The sequence below is a fragment of the Anaerosphaera multitolerans genome, from assembly GCF_004006535.1.
In the GTDB taxonomy this organism is placed as follows: domain Bacteria; phylum Bacillota; class Clostridia; order Tissierellales; family Peptoniphilaceae; genus Anaerosphaera; species Anaerosphaera multitolerans.
This window is the reverse complement of record NZ_RLIH01000005.1, coordinates 1-16815: the sequence shown is the minus strand read 5'-3', so window position 1 is coordinate 16815 and position 16815 is coordinate 1. Positions and strand designations below refer to the sequence as shown.

General features: G+C 28.7%; 27 protein-coding genes and 1 pseudogene. 16 read left to right on the top strand and 12 right to left on the bottom strand.

Annotated features, from left to right (window positions below; translation table 11 throughout):
• Nucleotides 1-253 precede the first annotated feature (253 nt).
• The 9 genes from EF514_RS04580 to EF514_RS04545 form a co-directional block, all read right to left on the bottom strand.
• Nucleotides 254-874: a tyrosine-type recombinase/integrase gene (locus EF514_RS04580; protein ID WP_127724256.1), complete on the bottom strand. Its 621-nt coding sequence runs from the start codon at nucleotides 872-874 to the stop codon at nucleotides 254-256.
• 92 nt (nucleotides 875-966) lie between these two features.
• On the bottom strand, nucleotides 967-1326 hold the full coding sequence (locus EF514_RS04575; RefSeq protein WP_127724255.1) for a tyrosine-type recombinase/integrase: 360 nt from the start codon (nucleotides 1324-1326) through the stop codon (nucleotides 967-969).
• 113 nt (nucleotides 1327-1439) lie between these two features.
• A complete protein-coding gene (locus EF514_RS04570; RefSeq protein WP_127724254.1) occupies nucleotides 1440-2282 on the bottom strand; it encodes a DNA adenine methylase in 843 nt (280 codons plus the stop codon).
• A 57-nt stretch (nucleotides 2283-2339) separates the two neighbouring features.
• The gene (locus EF514_RS04565; protein WP_127724253.1) at nucleotides 2340-2540 is read right to left on the bottom strand and encodes a hypothetical protein; all 201 of its coding nucleotides are present in this window, start codon (nucleotides 2538-2540) and stop codon (nucleotides 2340-2342) included.
• 3 nt (nucleotides 2541-2543) lie between these two features.
• Entirely contained in the window at nucleotides 2544-4163 is a 1620-nt protein-coding gene (locus EF514_RS04560) for an AAA family ATPase (RefSeq protein WP_127724252.1), read from the bottom strand.
• A gap of 77 nt (nucleotides 4164-4240) precedes the next feature.
• Nucleotides 4241-4513 carry an ImmA/IrrE family metallo-endopeptidase gene (locus EF514_RS11035; protein ID WP_127724251.1) on the bottom strand — a complete coding sequence of 91 codons (273 nt, stop codon included), beginning with the start codon at nucleotides 4511-4513 and terminating at the stop codon, nucleotides 4241-4243.
• Nucleotides 4494-4670, bottom strand: a complete 177-nt coding sequence (locus tag EF514_RS10795) for a hypothetical protein (protein WP_164845545.1) — start codon at nucleotides 4668-4670, stop codon at nucleotides 4494-4496. The genes EF514_RS11035 and EF514_RS10795 overlap by 20 nt, the downstream gene beginning before the upstream one ends.
• A gap of 367 nt (nucleotides 4671-5037) precedes the next feature.
• Complete coding sequence (locus EF514_RS04550; protein WP_127724250.1) at nucleotides 5038-5748, bottom strand: type II toxin-antitoxin system PemK/MazF family toxin; 711 nt, start codon at nucleotides 5746-5748, stop codon at nucleotides 5038-5040.
• A gap of 4 nt (nucleotides 5749-5752) precedes the next feature.
• Entirely contained in the window at nucleotides 5753-6163 is a 411-nt protein-coding gene (locus tag EF514_RS04545) for a helix-turn-helix domain-containing protein (RefSeq protein WP_127724249.1), read from the bottom strand.
• Between the two features lie 173 nt (nucleotides 6164-6336).
• On the opposite strand from EF514_RS04545, the pseudogene EF514_RS10910 reads away from it, so the two are divergent.
• From EF514_RS10910 to EF514_RS04515, 9 genes and pseudogenes are all read left to right on the top strand, one after another.
• Nucleotides 6337-6522: pseudogene (locus EF514_RS10910) on the top strand (helix-turn-helix transcriptional regulator); the annotation flags it as partial.
• 100 nt (nucleotides 6523-6622) lie between these two features.
• Nucleotides 6623-6778 (top strand): hypothetical protein, encoded by a 156-nt coding sequence (locus tag EF514_RS10790; RefSeq protein ID WP_164845544.1) that lies wholly within the window; start codon nucleotides 6623-6625, stop codon nucleotides 6776-6778.
• 36 nt (nucleotides 6779-6814) lie between these two features.
• Nucleotides 6815-7225, top strand: coding sequence for a helix-turn-helix domain-containing protein (locus EF514_RS04535; RefSeq protein ID WP_127724248.1), 411 nt, complete (start codon nucleotides 6815-6817; stop codon nucleotides 7223-7225).
• 45 nt (nucleotides 7226-7270) lie between these two features.
• Nucleotides 7271-7432 (top strand): hypothetical protein, encoded by a 162-nt coding sequence (locus tag EF514_RS10785; RefSeq protein ID WP_164845543.1) that lies wholly within the window; start codon nucleotides 7271-7273, stop codon nucleotides 7430-7432.
• Nucleotides 7432-7626 (top strand): hypothetical protein, encoded by a 195-nt coding sequence (locus tag EF514_RS04530; RefSeq protein ID WP_127724247.1) that lies wholly within the window; start codon nucleotides 7432-7434, stop codon nucleotides 7624-7626. Before EF514_RS10785 ends, EF514_RS04530 begins: the two co-directional genes overlap by 1 nt.
• A 100-nt stretch (nucleotides 7627-7726) precedes the next feature.
• Nucleotides 7727-7981 carry a hypothetical protein gene (locus EF514_RS04525; protein WP_127724246.1) on the top strand — a complete coding sequence of 85 codons (255 nt, stop codon included), beginning with the start codon at nucleotides 7727-7729 and terminating at the stop codon, nucleotides 7979-7981.
• A 10-nt stretch (nucleotides 7982-7991) separates the two neighbouring features.
• Nucleotides 7992-9662 (top strand): AAA family ATPase, encoded by a 1671-nt coding sequence (locus tag EF514_RS04520; RefSeq protein ID WP_127724245.1) that lies wholly within the window; start codon nucleotides 7992-7994, stop codon nucleotides 9660-9662.
• 5 nt (nucleotides 9663-9667) lie between these two features.
• On the top strand, nucleotides 9668-9793 hold the full coding sequence (locus tag EF514_RS10980) for a hypothetical protein (RefSeq protein WP_276317174.1): 126 nt from the start codon (nucleotides 9668-9670) through the stop codon (nucleotides 9791-9793).
• Nucleotides 9794-9858: 65 nt separating this feature from the next.
• Entirely contained in the window at nucleotides 9859-10089 is a 231-nt protein-coding gene (locus tag EF514_RS04515; protein WP_127724244.1) for a hypothetical protein, read from the top strand.
• Here EF514_RS04515 and EF514_RS11030 read toward each other — a convergent pair.
• Complete coding sequence (locus tag EF514_RS11030) at nucleotides 10034-10384, bottom strand: TIGR02391 family protein (RefSeq protein ID WP_420836571.1); 351 nt, start codon at nucleotides 10382-10384, stop codon at nucleotides 10034-10036. The two genes, EF514_RS04515 and EF514_RS11030, sit on opposite strands and share 56 nt — an antisense overlap.
• Nucleotides 10385-10670: 286 nt before the next feature.
• Nucleotides 10671-10862: a hypothetical protein gene (locus EF514_RS04505; protein ID WP_127724243.1), complete on the bottom strand. Its 192-nt coding sequence runs from the start codon at nucleotides 10860-10862 to the stop codon at nucleotides 10671-10673.
• A gap of 73 nt (nucleotides 10863-10935) precedes the next feature.
• On the opposite strand from EF514_RS04505, the gene EF514_RS04500 reads away from it, so the two are divergent.
• The 7 genes from EF514_RS04500 to EF514_RS04470 all read left to right on the top strand — a co-directional run bounded on the left by EF514_RS04500 (nucleotide 10936) and on the right by EF514_RS04470 (nucleotide 16147).
• Complete coding sequence (locus EF514_RS04500; protein WP_240649004.1) at nucleotides 10936-11793, top strand: recombinase RecT; 858 nt, start codon at nucleotides 10936-10938, stop codon at nucleotides 11791-11793.
• A gap of 12 nt (nucleotides 11794-11805) precedes the next feature.
• On the top strand, nucleotides 11806-12537 hold the full coding sequence (locus EF514_RS04495) for an MBL fold metallo-hydrolase (RefSeq protein WP_127724242.1): 732 nt from the start codon (nucleotides 11806-11808) through the stop codon (nucleotides 12535-12537).
• Between the two features lie 12 nt (nucleotides 12538-12549).
• Nucleotides 12550-13419, top strand: coding sequence for a Lin1244/Lin1753 domain-containing protein (locus EF514_RS04490; RefSeq protein WP_127724241.1), 870 nt, complete (start codon nucleotides 12550-12552; stop codon nucleotides 13417-13419).
• Nucleotides 13420-13424: 5 nt separating this feature from the next.
• Entirely contained in the window at nucleotides 13425-13820 is a 396-nt protein-coding gene (locus tag EF514_RS04485) for a RusA family crossover junction endodeoxyribonuclease (protein WP_127724240.1), read from the top strand.
• Nucleotides 13821-13949: 129 nt separating this feature from the next.
• A complete protein-coding gene (locus tag EF514_RS04480; protein ID WP_127724239.1) occupies nucleotides 13950-14627 on the top strand; it encodes a hypothetical protein in 678 nt (225 codons plus the stop codon).
• Nucleotides 14620-15777 (top strand): ImmA/IrrE family metallo-endopeptidase, encoded by a 1158-nt coding sequence (locus EF514_RS04475; RefSeq protein ID WP_127724238.1) that lies wholly within the window; start codon nucleotides 14620-14622, stop codon nucleotides 15775-15777. The genes EF514_RS04480 and EF514_RS04475 overlap by 8 nt, the downstream gene beginning before the upstream one ends.
• A 115-nt stretch (nucleotides 15778-15892) precedes the next feature.
• Entirely contained in the window at nucleotides 15893-16147 is a 255-nt protein-coding gene (locus EF514_RS04470) for a hypothetical protein (protein WP_127724237.1), read from the top strand.
• A gap of 382 nt (nucleotides 16148-16529) precedes the next feature.
• Here the strand turns inward: EF514_RS04470 and EF514_RS10870 are convergent.
• The coding region (locus EF514_RS10870) for a hypothetical protein (protein WP_205666370.1) at nucleotides 16530-16815 on the bottom strand (286 nt) is incomplete at its 5' end.

Genomic DNA, 16815 nt, shown 5'->3' with positions numbered 1-16815 from the left:
GATAGTATTTAAGTGGCATTAAATTGAATCAGTATGATTATCCAAAATTAATGGGAATAAAGGGAAAAGAAAAAAGGCTTGATTTACTGTGTTTGAGTAACCAAGCTATCTATAAGATTTCTATACATTGAATTTAAATATTTTGATGCATCTGTTGATATATACAGCCCTGCGATAGCAGGTTGCCAAAAATATGTCATTTTTAAAAACATCAAATTTTTCAAAGACATCTTTTTTATGCGACATTAGTACATCAGTATATATCTAGTGTAGTTGATACTTTTGCATGACCAAGTAGGGAAGAGATGGTTTTAACATCACAACCTTGCTCAAGTAGGCGAGTAGCAAATGTGTGTCTCAACATATGTGGTGTTATATTTTCTTCTATACCGCTTTCCAATACAAGTCTATCAAAATATCTTCTTAAGTTTGCAGTAGTTCTAAAGTTAAAAGTACTTGAGTAAAATACCAAATTAAAGATATTGTTTCTCTTGTCATTTAATTTTTTTCTTGTTTTTATTATATCATAAGCAACATCACTTAGTGGTAATTCCCTAAAACTTGATTCTGTCTTAGGATAAGATTGGAGTTTTGGATTTCCTCTTTCTTCAATCATTATCTGTTTTATCTCAACAGTCTTTTCTTTTAAATTAACACAGTCCCAAGTAAGTCCTAAAGCTTCACCTATACGCATACCAGTAGCAATAAGAAATATAAATATATTAGCATATTCCTCTTTTTCACAACGTTTTATAAACTTCTTTTGCTGTTCTTTTGTTAAAGCTCTAACAGTTCGTCCTTTAATCTTACTTAGTTCTGTACCAACGCAAGGATTACGATCTATATATCCAAGTTCAACAGCTTTTTTAAACAAGAGCTTATTTTCGTTTTAACGCTTTTACTGTGTCTCTTGAATACTCTCTATCCATTTCATTAAAAAGTAGCTGTAAGTCTTCTGTGGTTAGTTCAGTGAGCAATATACTTCCAAGTGAGTGGTTTTATAAAATGATTTCTAATTTGATGTTCATAAGTTATATAACTGGTACTATTAATTTTATCTTTTTTATATAACTCCAGCCATTTTTCCGCCCATTCTTTTACAGTATATTTTTCTTGTGATAATTTTTCGAAATCTGTTTCTTCAAGTTTCTTTTGTAACTTTTCTTTAGCTTCACCTTTGTTTTTTCCGGAAGCTGACATTCTTATTCGATTTCCTTTTTTATCTCTACCAAGACTTACTGTTAATATCCATCTACCATTTTTATTTGTATAGCTACCCTCGCCATATCCACGTCTCTTTTTAGTTTTATTTTTTGAGGTATCCATATTAATCACTTCCTTTTAGTAGAATGTAAGTTCTATACATACGTTCTTTAATATTTGTTAAAAAAGTCTACTTTATTTTATTGGAGTAGACTTTTTATTGATTTTAAATTTTATTATTGAAAATTAATTGTTTTTATAGAATCTGAATAAATCATTAATTCGGTACCAACTCTATTTGTTCCAGCACTATAGTTTAGATTAAAGTTTTTTTGTTTAAACTTTGAATAGAGTTGCTTTATTTCATCTTCATTATCATATGTTACGATCCAATTGTTATTTAAACTAGATATTTTATTGGCCAAAGAACTATGATCATCATAATTATAAAAATTAACATATAGGCTTTGACCTTTTTTAAAATAAGGCGGATCAAAGAAACAGAAAAAAGGTTCTTTTATTTCTTTAATTATTTTATCAATAAATAGTTCAGCGTCATAATTATAAAACTCAATATTATCTTTCATAGAATGAATATAATTAATCTTTTCTATAATACTATCTTTATTAAATCGGCAATCAATTTTGTATTTACCTTTTTGTTCATATCCTCCTATAGGACCAGCATATATAATGCCAGATCTATTAGTTCTATTTAAAAACAAGGTTGAAAAAGCTAACTCAACTTCATTTTGACTTAAGTCTTTATTATCTTGAATCTTTCTTTGCTTGTACCATTCATCAACTGTAATATTTATAGTGTTAATAAGTTCGATAAGTGGTTTAGGATTATTTAATATTGTTTTCCAAAGTACATATATAGATTTATCAATATCATTTAAAAGTAGTTTATCTACAACATTATTGGCTAACAACTCTAAGACCAGCCCTGATCCACCTGCAAATCCTTCTATATAAATGCAATTTGAAAGATTATTTTTTTCTATTAAATTTTTTGTATATTTATAAAGCTTTGTTTTTCCTCCAGGATACCTTAGAGGAGATAAAGTTCTAGGCATAATTTTCACCTCAATATAATTATATATGATGTATATGGCAATGAATAGAATATTACTCTAAAAGAATTTAGAGTAATTTCGATCTTTAAGGAACTTGATTTTTTTATTGTACTCTTTGAAGAAAGAAATTAAAAGTTCGAAATTACTATCTTTACTGAAATAATCTGTTAAAAGTTCAGTATCAGTGAAAAATTCAATTAGAAATTCAGCAATTTGACCTTTTAAGTTATCTATTTTCAAATCATTTTTTTCGTTCATAAACTATGAAACTTTAAGTTCTTTCCTAACGGTTTGAGTAGTATAATTTTTTGAAGTAACGAGTTCAATTCCTCTCCAAAAAGCTTGATGATTCGGCTCTAGTGGATCCATTGCATATGTGTAAGCTATCTTATAAAGGAAAAATTCAGGAGGATAATATGATGGAAGATAAATAATATTATTTATATCTTTGAAAGATGAATACCGTGATTCGGTAGGTTCTTTCTGAAGAAATTCATTATATGTTTTTTTACCTCTAGAAAAGTTCTTTTTTTCTTTTAAATCTTTTTTTATTTGAGCATCTCCATCTAAAACAAACAAAACATTTTTAAAATATTCATCTGCCTCAACTAAGCTTTTAGCTGTGTCACAGCCAATATGAGCTTCAATGATATCAATGTTTTCAAAATCGGAATTCAGTTTTTTAATCTTTTCTTTAATGGAAATACTTGGACTTTGTTCTAATTGTCTATACGCATTAATAAGAAAATCAAAAACTTTTGCTCCCATTTCATCTTCAAAATAAATTTTAATTTTTGGTTTTAAAGTTCCGGTAATATTTTCAAATAAATCCGTTTTTATAGATCTATAATCATTGAATTTCGTGACTTTAGGAGCATTTAAATCTTTAATATAAACAATATTGTAAAGATTCGGGTTTTTCTTCATCTTTTTAGATATTTCACTAATTATAGTAAGAGAATGAGAACTTATTATAATTTGCAAATTTAGTTCGTCGGCAATTGTAATCAATAAATTAACAAGCCTTATTTGAGCGTCAGGATGCAATGAAACATCAATCTCATCAATGAATAAAATTCCTCCAATATAATTTATATCAATTTTCTTGAGAGTATAAAACTCAGTTAATGTATGGATTATATTAGTTAAATTATCTTGTCCAACAGAAATTGTTAAAGGTACAGTATTATAAATTTTCATAGTGTGAATTTCTTTATTAGTTTTTTCTTTTCTAACTCTAACAAAGTCATCATCGATAATTGAACCTGGCAAAACTGAATTATACCAAGTTTTATATTTGCTATTTAGATCATTTTCATAGATACTAGCATCTTTTCTTATAGAGTCATAGCTTGCTCCACTTTCACCTAAAGGAAGAAGTCTTGACAAACTTAACAAAATAGTGGGGATTGGGACTCTTCCTTCTGCTCCAACAAAACCATTAAGTTTTTCTTTTACTTCATCTTGGAAATGTTTAATAGATTTCTCTGAATCTAATGGATATTTGTGAGTTTCAGGTATTATTCTAATAATATTACGATCTTTGATATCATTTTTCAACCTCATTCTTTTGGTAAAGACATATTTATCTCCGTTTTCAAGGATTGCTGTATAGCGTGTATAAGCCTTATAATCTTTGTCCATTTCATCAGGATCAATGTAGAAAAAATCATAAATTTCTGGTTGTAAATTAGACTTTAGATTTAATCCTTTTTTAGAACTGCCAGAAGTTGATGCTAACAAAGCTAATATATTTGATTTTCCGATTCCATTATGTCCTGAAATAAGAGTTATTCGTTCTCCTATTTTTATATCTAAATCATTTAAATTTCTCCACTTATTAATATGTAAATGAGATAGTTTGATATCTATAACATTCATATAATTCCTCCTTTGATTAAATAAAGTAATGTGTTTTATAAGAACTTACGTTCTTCGCAAACTAAAAAATAAAAAAACTATAATAAATTTACAACTCTTTCTTCTACACCAATCATATTAGCTATCTGTTTTTTTGTGAGTTCCATAAGTTCTGTCTTAGTATATTCAGATAGAAATAGATAGCATAAAAAAATATTAGCATCATTTTCTTGTTTATCCGTGACAAACAAAGTGTTAGTAGAGGTATAAGCTATATTATCTCTATGCATACACTTAATGTGTCCAAGTTCATGGGCGCAAGTTTGTCTTTGTATTTCTTCTGAAAGGTTACTATATAATATATATAACATTAATTCTTTTTTTTAAAGAGGTATATCCTCTCAATTTTTCAGGCATTGGAATTTTGACTAATACATAGTCTTCTAATTCACAAATTTTAAAAGGATCAATAGTTCTATGTTTATGTACCAACTTTTTAACTATTGACCTTATCTTAGATACCTGCATAAAACCACCTACTTATAATAAAAGAAAAGAGAGATACCTATTACAAGTATCTCTCTTTTAGCCACTTAAGGCAAAATCTAATCGGCTCCTAAGAGCAGTCCCTATAGGACTTTTGTAACACAATTATATAAAATAAAGAGATAATTGTCAATTGTAATTTATGGTAGATAAAGTTCTTTAATTTTGTCGGAAATTTTATCAAGATAATTATTAGAAATTTTAATTTTAGATAAACGGTCTGTATTTCTAGTTGGATCTAATATTCTCATTTTACTGATTGTTGATATTTGGTCAACAGAAGCAATGCTTCCCTTTTATAATTTTTTACTAAGAATAACGCGTTTATCAAAAGTATCAAGTTCATTTTTTAAAGAATTAATAGTATCAAGTATTTAAGCTCATCTTTTAGTATAAGCCCTAATGAACTAATTGGGGATACAGTATTGAAATCTATTTTTTTTAAAGAAGGGAAAAACTCTTTATAAGTTTCAATTTGGGGAGATATTTCGTTCAATATAATATTAAAATATTCTATTTTATCATCTTGATTAGAATGTAAAATTTCATCTATTTTATCAAATAATGGTTTTGTATTGTCTATAAATATAGTTAAGTTTTCTATTTTATGTGCGATACTATTTTTTTCAGTATTAGCTTTATTTGATAAGCTTTCAACAATACAATTTCCTAAATCTACTTGGTTGTATCTTATGGTAGAATTTTTTTTAGAAATTAAAGGTACTACGGTAATATTTCCATTAAAAGGAGAATCTGTAGAAGTTATAACCACAGCATAGTGGTTTCCACTTAATTCATGTCCTATTCTATAGCCAAAATTAATAAATAATACTTGTCCTCTTTTATATGTAAAGTATTTTTTCTTTTTCTTAAATTTATCTTCATTGCGTAAAAAACTTTCATAATCGTCAAGCCAATAAGAGAGTAAAACACTTTGTTTATATTTATTTTCTAATTCTGTCCACTCTTTAATAAGCATTTCTAATTTTGAAATTTGTTTATCTCTATAAATTAAAAATTTTTCTATGTTGTTTTTGTCTTTGTAATTGATTTTAATCACCACTTTACTTCTTATACTTCTTAGGCGTAAACTTTTCTTTAGCTTTGAGTTTTGCAAGAATTAAAGTGTTTTCCATGTTTTCGATAATAAACTGCATTATCTCCTCATCAATAGGTTCACCACCTAAATCCATTCTTAAAGTCCCTTCCTCAAGCTGTTTTTTCATATCCTCTAAATCTTTTTCAATATCTAACTCATTACGTCTAGTTAATTGAGGGTGAGAGGATTTACCTAATAAGTAGTCGGTTGTTACTCCGAAAAAATCCGCAAGTTTTACTACAGTATCAAAATCAGGCTCTCTCTGTCCTAATTCATAGAAAGAAATTGCTTTAGGTGTTAAATCAAATTTTTCCGCCAATTCTTTTTGAGTTAAATTAGCATTTTTTCTCAATTCGGATAATCTATTTCCAAACAAAACAATTCCTCCCTTTAAGTGTACTCTGTGTACATACATATTATATTAAAAAAGTTAAAAAATAACAATTGACATTGTACGTTTTGTGCTGTACAATATGTACATATAAGAGATTAAATAAAAAGAGGTGATGAAATGAGTAAGTTAAAAGAGTTAAGAAAAAAGAGTTAAGAAAAAAGAGTGGATTATCGCAACTCCAACTAGCTAATCTAGTTAAAGTTACTCCAAAATACATTGGTTTCTTAGAAAATAACGAGAGAACGCCGTCTTTAAAGGTAGCACAAGATATAGCTGATGTGTTTCAGGCGCCGATAGAAGAAATTTTTTCACTCAATAAAAGTACAAAATGTTCAGTTTGATATCTTTAACAAAACTTAACTAAACACATTATAACTATTTGCACCACGTATTAACAGAACTGGAAAGTACCTATATTTATGAATAAAGGAGGGGAGAAGTATGGATAAGGAAAAAATGGAAGAGTTAGAAAAATTATGTAAACCATTAATCAAATATCTAGAAGATAATTATCATCCTCATACACATATTTTAATTTCTATGGATGATATAAAGCTGTATGAGATTAAGGTAGGGATTCCAATTAAGAATGACTAAATATTTAATTAAAAGAGGTTAGGAGAGTGGAAAGAAATATATCAACTGGCAAGAGAGAAAAGAGGAATTACGCAGGAAAAAGCTGCAGAACTATTAAACATAACATCAAAAACTTTGCGGGCCTATGAATTGGATATAACAGTTCCAAATGAAAATATGGTAAAAGAAATGGCAAAAATCTACAACGATACATCATTGGGATATAAACACTTAGCACATATAGACAGGATAGGAACTTTACCAAAGATAAAAATAAGAAGTCTTGAAGGAGCATTTTTAAGCGTATGTAAGGAAAAGAAAGATTTTGCATTAATTGTAGATGAAGCCTTGGACATAGTAAGCGATGGAGTAATAGAGGAACATGAACTTCCAACTTGGGAAAAGTGTAAAAAGGAAGGCAAAGAACTTGTAGGAGCAATATTATCATTATTTTGTTGTGAAAAGTGAGGTGGGATAAATGAGTGAAGAAAAAATGATAATTCTAAAGATATTATGGAAAATTATGGATTGAATAAATCAGACACTTATAGAATTTTACATCATGAAGATTGCCCGATAATCACAGGCGGAGACGGAAGGAAGTTTTTAGTAGAAAAAGAAGCTTTCGAAAACTTTTTAAGAAGAAAAGATGTTACAAGCGTAAGAGGTGCATGATGGAAGTTAGAAGGAGAAAAGTAAAAGACACAAAATACTTTATAAAAAGAGGATGGTTATTTATTGATGATAAGCCGGTATGGAATATCAAAAATTTTTTAAAAGCAGTGTTTATAATATTTGCACATGTCATTCTTAGTTTTATAGCTATAAATGGTGCTTTGATAGGTTTAGAAAATATGGTGGGAATATGAAAGTTATAAATAAAAAAGTCCTCAAATGCCTAGACCGCGATTTAAAGGACTTAGAAAAATATTTCTATGGTAATTATACCATAAATACGGAGGTTTGAATATGAACGGAATAAAAATAATCGGAAGACAGGAAATAGTAGAGGTTTATAAAAGCATAGACGGTAAGTTATTTGAAGTATTTGACGAGTTTCAAAGATACGAAATTAATCAGTGTAAAATATCTGATTTAAAGGATTTAGTAAAGCCTTACTTAAAAAGTTATTACAGTAATCCTGAAAGCCTTCTTGAAGATGTATTAGTTGGAATATTAGAAAACTCAATATCAGCTATAAACATTATAGATAGACCATTTTAAGGGGGTAGCTATGAAAATTAAATTATTAAAACTTAAACTACAGAACTTTAAAGGTATTAAAGACCTTGAAATAGATTTTAAAGATGATGTTACTAATATATTTGGTGCTAATGCAACAGGGAAGACCACAATATTTGATGCGTATAGTTGGCTACTCTTTAATAAGGATAGCTTAAATAATACAAACTTTAATATAAAGACCATTGATAAAAATGGGGAAACAATAAGAAATATTGAGCATATTGTTGAAGGAACTTTTCTATTTAACAATAAGGAAATGACTTTTAGGAAGGAATATAAAGAAGATTGGGGAACTAAGAGAGGATCCTCAGAAGAAACATTTAGAGGAAACACTACAGACCACTTTGTTAATGGCGCTCCTAAGGGTGCAACAGAATATAAAAAAATAATTTCATCTGTAGTAGACGAAGAAACCTTTAAGCTAATATCAAATCCGAGACACTTCAGTGTTGATTTAGATAAGAAAAAGCGAAGAGAAATACTTTTAGCTATATCTGATGAAGTTTTAGATGAAGAAATTATTAAAGTAAACAAAGATATTAAAAACTTGGATTTAGAAAATTACACCATTGAAGAGTTGCAGGCAATGAACAAAGCTACTTATAAAAAAGCTGATAAGGAAATAAAAGAACTTCCGGTTCGAATAGATGAATTGTACAAAAGTATTAAAGATATAGACTTTGAAACATTAGAGTTTAATAATATTCCATCAATTGAACAAATAGATAAGGAAATATCTTTAGGCGATAATACTGGAGCATTAAAAGCTATTAACGAAAAGATGAGTGAGTTAATAACAGAGCAGATAGAACTTAAAAATGAAATTGACGAAAAGAACAGAAATAATAGAGCAAGTGTTGAAGCTAAAAATAGAGAAATAGAAGAGAAAAGGAATGAACTCCAAAGAGGCATAGGAACTCTTAAAAAAGATATAGAATTCCGAGAAAGTCAAATAACAGAATATAAAGAATCTGTTAAAAGATTGGCCACAGAATATGAGGACATAGCTAATCAATATTATGAAGGTTCTGATATTTGCCCAATATGTAATCAAAAATTACCGGCAGAGATGAAAAAAGAGGCTTTAGAAAAATACAATACTGAGAAGTCAAATAAACTTGAGAAGATTGTTATAAAAGCCAATAAGCTTAAGGATGAGATTGAAAACTTTGAAGAGGGAAAGAAACTTCTTCAAAGCAATCTTGAACGATATGAATTAGATTTAACAGATTTAGAACGAATAGACAAAATAGAGTATAGATCAGTACCTTATCCTGAACGAGTAGGGGAAATTGATGAAGAAATAGCTGATTTAAAAGAACGACGTAAAAATGCAGAAAGTAGTAAAAATAATGATGAATTACTTGAAAAGAAATCAAAACTACAAACTGAACTTGATGAAATTAACTCAAAGCTTGCATACAAGGAAGTAAATGAAAATGCTGAAAAGAAGATAAAAGAGTATGAAACAAGGCAGAAAGAACTTGCAAAGATAATACTTGAAGCAGAAAAAATACTAAATTTGTGTGATGAATATATAAAGATAAAAAGTGAGCTTATAAGCACAGAGATAAATAAGAAGTTTAACTTTGTAGAATTCAAGCTTTTTGAAAAGCAAGTAAACGGCGGAATCAATGAAGTATATGTGATGCGACAGTAAAAGGAGTGCCTTATAACGACGTAAACAATGCAGGAAAAATAAATGCAGGACTTGATATTATAAATACTCTTTCAGAACACTATGACATCTATGCACCGGTATTTGTAGATAACGCAGAATCAGTTAATTAGCTTATAGACATAGATAGTCAAATAGTAAGGCTTGTAGTAAGTGAAGATAAGGAGTTGAAGATAAAATGAAAGATGTAGATATAGTAAGTGAACTTATAAAATCAGTATTAGAAGCATATAATTGTAAGTTAATCGTAGTTAATGATGAAGGAATTTTAATTGAAGATAAAAATGAAATAAGGAATAATCTATCACAGCATAGTGACAGATTATTTAGAGAGAGTAATTATTACGATGATGTTAAGCTTGTTGAACAACTTGGACCTGATCCAACTTACGATGAGCGAATGAAATAATAGTAAATAAATCAATAGCATCTTCTTTAGAAACGGTCCATTCGATCTTTGGTTCATGCGCAGTTGGATTCCTAAACATAGAAGTAATGCCGGATAATAATTTTACAAATCCTTTTTGTTCGTTAATTTCTGACTCTGAGGACAGATTATTAATAATTAGGTAAGGATTATTTGTAGATAGTGCAACTTCAATTAAACGAGTTCCATCTAATTTTAATAAAGTAAGTTTTTGTATTCTTTTATATATGCTTTTGGTGGCTTCTAAGACAGCATGAAAATAATTTTTTTGAAGCAATTCTTCACCAATAAAATTAAGTAAAACAGGATGCAAAGATCTAGATTCAATGATAGATTTTAGGTCGTTTGATTTTTTCTTAGCATCTGAAATGTTTTTAGCTGCCTTTATTAAATGAATTTTGGGTGTGTTATTCTCATAACTTAATCTAATTCCATTATGAGCGAAAATCGTATTAATTTGATAGAGAAGGTTGTCATATTCAACTTGGTCATTTGTATTTACAGGATCAATAATATCAAATAAAACATTAAAAAAGCGCTTTACATCATGAGTTCTATTTATTTCAAATTATTTCAAAAGCGAAAGTATTATATATCCTTTCTTTCATATTATAACCTTGATCTTTAGGACATATATATGAAAAACGTGCTTTTTCAAAAATACGTGTGATTTTATTATGGGTTGAAACATGTTGGGCAAGAAAGCTTGAAATGGCTTCTAAGGTAGATTCTTTGATAATTATTTTGTTGGACATTAAATCACGCTCCTTAGTGTGATTATAGCATAAATATATAGATAGATTTGAATAAAAATTAGGAGGAATAAAAATGACAAATATAGCAAATATGAACAATCAAATAGTAGTAGCTCAAAATAATATGAAAGGACTTCTAAACGGAGAACTTAAAGGGATGTTTAGAAATGCCTTAAAAGAAAATGCAGGACCTTTTATGTCAAGTTTAATAGATTTATATTCTGATCCACAAGGAAGTTTATATAAGTGTGATCCAAATGATGTAGCTATGGAAGCGTTAAAAGCAGCAACATTAAAATTACCAATTAATAAAACATTAGGATTTGCTTATATAGTTCCTTATAAAAATAAACCTACTTTTACAATAGGATATAAAGGTTACATTCAATTAGCAATGAGAACCGGTCAATATAAAAATCTTAATGCAGGCATTATATATGAGGGTATGGAACTTGAAGAAGATTACCTAACGGGAACTTTTGCTATAAAAGGTAAAAAAGAATCTAATCAGGTATTAGGTTATTTCTGTTACTTTAAACTAATAAACGGATTTGAAAAAGCTTTATATATGAGTAAAGAAGAAATTGAAGAATATGGAAGAAAATATAGCCCATCATTTAATAGTAAATATTCACCTTGGCAGACAGAGTTTGATGGTATGGGTTTAAAAACTGTAGTAAGACGCTTATTAGGTAAATACGGAGTTCTTTCAATAGAAATGCAAGATGCTATTAAGGATGAAGAGGACATCCAAATAAGAGCCACTATTAATAATAATGCCAATAAAACAGTACTTCCTATAGAAGATAAAGAAGTTATTGAATTACCTATAGGCGAAGATGAAGTTGTAAATGTAGATACAGAAACAGGAGAAGTACTTGATGGGCAGATGGATGTTAAAGATTATGAAAATATAAAAGCTCCATTTTAAGGAGTTGATAACATGAAAATAGAAGTTCTAAGCAGTGGAAGTAAAGGTAACTGCTACAAAGTAAGTGATGGTGAAACTGCACTCTTAATTGAGTGTGGTATCACCATAAATGAGATAAAGAAAAAACTAAGCTTTGATTTTTCAGATATTGAAGGGTGTTTAGTTACTCATGAGCATATAGACCATGCTAAGGCTGTAAAGGATTTAATGAAGCTTGGCATAGATTGTTATATGACAGCAGGGACAGCTGAAGCATTAAATATAAGTGGACATAATGTAAAAATTTTTAGAGGACACTGGGAAGATCCAAGAATGAATTGTACTCAACAAGTTAACTATACTACAAAGAGGGTTGGAAATTATTTCATTAAACCTTTTCAAGTAGTACATGATGCTTATGAGCCATGTGGATTTCTAATAGATAGTGTAAAAAGTGGTGAAACTTTATTATTTATAACAGACACCATGTATTCTAAATACCAATTTAAAGTAATAGATTACATTATGCTTGAGGTTAATTATGTAAAAGAAGTAATAAATGATAATAGATTACATCCTGGACTAAGAAAGAGAATAAAAGAAAATCACATGAGTTTAGAAACAGCCTTAACATTTTTAAAGAGCTGTGATTTATCAAGAACTAAAGAGATTTATATTATGCACTTGTCTGACAACAATTCAGACGAGAAATTTATAAAAGAAGAAATACAAAAAGCAACAGGGAAGCCTGTGTATATATGTTAGGGAGGTGGGAAAATGGCTAACATACCAAATTACTTTTCCCACGACAGCAATGCAAGGAATTCAGATAAATTAATACCTGTAAGAATGAAATTTGGTGCTGAAGGTTATGGGGTTTACTTCATGATTTTAGAAAGACTGAGAGAAGAACCGGGTTACATGAGTGTCAAAGATTATAATTCTATAGCCTTTGACCTTCGTGTTGATGCTTCTATAGTCAAACAAGTAGTTGAAGATTTTGGGTTATTTGTCTTTACCGAAGATGGTAAGTACTTCTACTCCGAAAGCTTTCTACGAAGAATGGAAATAAAAGATAGTAAATCAAAAAAACTTTCAGAAGCAGGGAAAAAAGGTGCGGAAGCTAGATGGAAAAACAAGGATAATAGCAAGGACATAACAAATGCCAAAGATAAAAATGGCAAGGCTATAGCCACCCCATCACCAAACGATAGCAAGATAAGGAAAGATAAGATAAGAAAAGATAAGATAAATAATAACAATAGTGTTCCCAGAGATGAAAAACTTGTGGAGGTTGCAAGCATTTACGAAAAGTCAGGATTTGGCACTATAAACTCTTTGATTGCAGAAAGTCTAGTTGATATATCTAAAAGCTACAGCGTTCAGTGGATTGAAGAGGCTTTTAAAATAGCTGTTGAGAATAATAAAAACAACTTGTCCTATGTTAAAGGCATACTTGAAAACTGGAAGAGTAAGGGTAAAACTAACTCTAAATTTAGCGAACCTAAAAACAAATTTAATAATTTTAAACAGCTATCTGACGATTATCCGGATGGTTATTTAGAGGACTTGGCCAAAAAGAAAAGAGAGGCACTATTTAAGGATTTAGAGGATGAAGATATTGATATTAGTGATTTTGTGAGGTAGTAAATTTGAAACTAATACTTTATGGAAAACCAATTACAAAGAAAAACAGTAGTCAAATATTTAAGCGTGGGAATAGAGCATTTATTGCGCCGTCAAAACAATATATGCAATATGAGAAAGACTGCCTAGCACAGATTACAGGCAAGTATAAAAAGAACTTAAATGGCAAATATAACCTTGCCTGTATTTATTATATGCCAGCTAAACATAAGGTTGATTTGGTGAATTTATTGTCGGCCACATGTGACATATTAGTTAAAGCAGAGGTAATTGAGGACGACAACTGCAATATTTTGGTTAGTCACGATAATTGCAGAGTTTTATATGATAAAGAAAATCCAAGAGTAGAGATAGAATTAATTAGTGTAGAGGATGAAAAGATTAACATAAGAAATTTGTAGAGAACTTAAACTATCGCAACATTGGACTTTGAAAAATAAATAGTATGGTATACGCAATTGACACTACTACATTATTATTGTATAATGATTTACAAGAATAAATCAATTAAATGTAGAAAGAGGTGTTATATGTCAAGTGTAAATATAATAAATAGTTTAGGTATAGAAAACTCAATAAAAAGATCTATAATTAAGAGATTTGATACAGTAAAAAGGAAAATTAATAATGAATTTATAGATAAAATAAATGAAAATTTACCTAGCAAAAAGTTGGAAGCTGCAAAATTCTATTTTCACGCTCTTTTAGAAGAAGAATTTAAAAGTTCAAATACACCAAAAATATTGAATTATAAAACACGTGTAATGAAAAACTGTGGAAATTATGATATAATTTTTGTCTATTTAGATAATCTAACAATTAATATAGGTCATAAAACTGAGAATGGACTATTAAATATATCTAGTTATAAAAAAATGCATTCTCAGAAAAATTTGCAGTTAGAAGGGCAACTATTTATGCCAGAAATATATCCAGATATTCAAACCGAAGGAAAATACTATGGGAATATAATATATGAATTAGAAATAGTAGAAAATGCTGTAATAATTAGCAACATAAATCTAACTATTCCTGATTATACATATAGTCGTAGTCTGGATTCTGAAAATTTGAATAAATATCTAGAAATTGATTCAGTAAATAATGATAACATAAACAATGATAATGCTGTGAATTTAAAAGACGAGGTTAAAAAGAAAATAAGTGCTTCGAAATTATTAAAAATAAAGAGTGATATAAGTGGATAATTATAATGTAAAAATTAATTCATTGAGACTAAGGAATGCAAGACTTTCTAAAGGATATACAATGAGTGAGTTGGCATCAAAAGCTGGAGGTTTAACAAGGCAAGCAATCTCCAATTATGAATTAAATAAAACTAATATTTCTATAAAAAATTTAAAAAAAATAGCTGAAGTTTTAGAATTTCCTTATGAATATTTTTTAAAGAATAGTAGGTATGAATTAAATCAGTTGAATACTTCACCTATTTTTTTTAGAAGCTCTAGAGTAGATGTTAGGGTTGAAAGTATCTATTTCCAAAAGTTCAATCAATTTTATAAAATATATAAAGAATTGGAAAAATATATAGATTTTCCGAAATTAAAATTACCTCGATTAGATGCAAAAGAAGAAGCCGTTGGACTGGAAAGAGGATATGATAAAGGCTATATAGATAAAATTGCGGAAGAGACTAGAGAATTATGGGGATTAGGTAAAAAGCCAATTAATAACTTGTATGATGAAATGTTGAGAAATGGAATTTTAATAAGTAAAATAGAAACGGAGCACAAAGGTACAGATGGATTTTCATTAATAAGTGGCGAAACATCAATGGTTTTTATAAATACTAATAGAGGAAATTGTGTACGAGATAGATTTAGTTTGGCACATGAGCTAGGGCACATTATATTACATTCTTCTCTAGAGCAAGAAGAGAAATATGATTATAAACAAATTGAAGAAGATGCAAACTATTTTGCTAGTACTTTTTTATTGCCGGATGAAGGATTTGTTAAGGATATATATAGCATTGATATTAGTGCTTTATTAGAGATTAAAAAGAAATGGAAAGTGTCATTAGCAGCTATCATAATGAGATTAGAATATTTAAATATAATAGATGAGAATCAAAAAAGAAATATGTTCATTACTTTAAGTAGAAAAGGGTGGCGGAAAAAAGAGCCCTTTGATGACGAACTAGAAAAAGAAAGTTCAACTTTTTTTGAAGATGCAATAGAATTATTAGTTAATAATGATGTGTTAGAAATTGATGAATTGATTTCAGAATTTGAAATTGGTGAAAGAAGAGTTATAGATTTATTGGGATTAAGTGATGAATTTTTTCAGAAATATAATAAAAAGCCGACAACTCCAATACTTAAATTAGTTAAATAAAGTTAAATTTAATATGAAAATTTTATAAAAACACCGTGCTATTTGATTTTAAATGTACGGTGTTTTTATTTTTATGAACTGATTCAAATAATAGATGTATAAAAGGAGATTAATTATGAATAGAGAAAAACTTGTCCAATATCGGGACTTAAAACGTGAGATTTTAAAATTAGAGAAGAGATTAGAAGTAGAAAAATCAGAAATTAAACATGATAAAGTAATGGGTTCTAATACTGAATATCCCTACAATTTACTACACCTAAATATTGAAGGTGTAGTTTTTGATGATGAAAATACCAGACAACTATACGAGGTTTTAAGTAAAAGATATGACGATTCATCAAAGTTAAAGCTTGAAATAGAAATATAGATAGCTAGTATTCCTGATAGTCGAACAAGACAAGTTTTTGAAATGAGGTATATTGATGGGGCGAAGTGGGAAAGAATATCATCAAGTTTAGGTTCTCAACATGAAAGCTATGCAAGAAAGATACACGACAGGTACTTAGGCATTTATTAATTTTGGGCGGCACGGGCTAATAAAGAGTGTATAATTTATATTAAGTCAAAGTATAGGTTTTTAAGACCTTCCTTTATTATATATGTACATTTAGAAATAAAGCTTGTGTGTAATGTATGGGTTCTTTTTCTTTGTTATTATTGAAATACTACTGAATGAGTTACCCTTGATTTTTAAATATAATATGTTATATTCCATGTATAAACTTACAAGGAGGTGATAGAATCAAAAATCACAAAGAAATAGGCAGATTAAAAGGTTGGCTAAATGCATTTGAAAAAACCGTATACATCACTCCTCTATTTGCTACAATAACAGTATTGGTTGTAAGTAACTGGGACAATTTGGATGTTAAATGGACAGTGCAAGAAGAGATTATTGCTTCAGCAGTAATAATACTAATAACAGCTGGTATATGGTTTTTAATTATTAAATGTTTAACAGAAAAGATATATCTTTTAGAAAATGAAGATAGTAGGGGAAAATAGATAAAATTAAGAGAGGGATAATACCTCTCT

Excerpts from the sequence above, each read along its gene's own strand:
- EF514_RS04470 (WP_127724237.1), top strand. The coding sequence starts at position 15,893 with ATGAATAGAGAAAAACTTGTCCAATATCGGGACTTAAAACGTGAGATT.
- EF514_RS04490 (WP_127724241.1), top strand. The coding sequence starts at position 12,550 with ATGGCTAACATACCAAATTACTTTTCCCACGACAGCAATGCAAGGAAT.
- EF514_RS04495 (WP_127724242.1), top strand. The coding sequence starts at position 11,806 with ATGAAAATAGAAGTTCTAAGCAGTGGAAGTAAAGGTAACTGCTACAAA.
- EF514_RS04560 (WP_127724252.1), bottom strand. The coding sequence starts at position 4,163 with ATGAATGTTATAGATATCAAACTATCTCATTTACATATTAATAAGTGG.
- EF514_RS04515 (WP_127724244.1), top strand. The coding sequence starts at position 9,859 with ATGAAAGATGTAGATATAGTAAGTGAACTTATAAAATCAGTATTAGAA.
- EF514_RS04525 (WP_127724246.1), top strand. The coding sequence starts at position 7,727 with ATGAACGGAATAAAAATAATCGGAAGACAGGAAATAGTAGAGGTTTAT.
- EF514_RS04500 (WP_240649004.1), top strand. The coding sequence starts at position 10,936 with ATGACAAATATAGCAAATATGAACAATCAAATAGTAGTAGCTCAAAAT.
- EF514_RS10795 (WP_164845545.1), bottom strand. The coding sequence starts at position 4,670 with ATGCAGGTATCTAAGATAAGGTCAATAGTTAAAAAGTTGGTACATAAA.
- EF514_RS10790 (WP_164845544.1), top strand. The coding sequence starts at position 6,623 with ATGGATAAGGAAAAAATGGAAGAGTTAGAAAAATTATGTAAACCATTA.
- EF514_RS04565 (WP_127724253.1), bottom strand. The coding sequence starts at position 2,540 with ATGAACGAAAAAAATGATTTGAAAATAGATAACTTAAAAGGTCAAATT.
- EF514_RS04570 (WP_127724254.1), bottom strand. The coding sequence starts at position 2,282 with ATGCCTAGAACTTTATCTCCTCTAAGGTATCCTGGAGGAAAAACAAAG.
- EF514_RS04480 (WP_127724239.1), top strand. The coding sequence starts at position 13,950 with ATGTCAAGTGTAAATATAATAAATAGTTTAGGTATAGAAAACTCAATA.
- EF514_RS04575 (WP_127724255.1), bottom strand. The coding sequence starts at position 1,326 with ATGGATACCTCAAAAAATAAAACTAAAAAGAGACGTGGATATGGCGAG.
- EF514_RS04530 (WP_127724247.1), top strand. The coding sequence starts at position 7,432 with ATGGAAGTTAGAAGGAGAAAAGTAAAAGACACAAAATACTTTATAAAA.
- EF514_RS04505 (WP_127724243.1), bottom strand. The coding sequence starts at position 10,862 with ATGTCCAACAAAATAATTATCAAAGAATCTACCTTAGAAGCCATTTCA.
- EF514_RS11035 (WP_127724251.1), bottom strand. The coding sequence starts at position 4,513 with ATGTTATATATATTATATAGTAACCTTTCAGAAGAAATACAAAGACAA.
- EF514_RS04520 (WP_127724245.1), top strand. The coding sequence starts at position 7,992 with ATGAAAATTAAATTATTAAAACTTAAACTACAGAACTTTAAAGGTATT.
- EF514_RS10785 (WP_164845543.1), top strand. The coding sequence starts at position 7,271 with ATGGAAAATTATGGATTGAATAAATCAGACACTTATAGAATTTTACAT.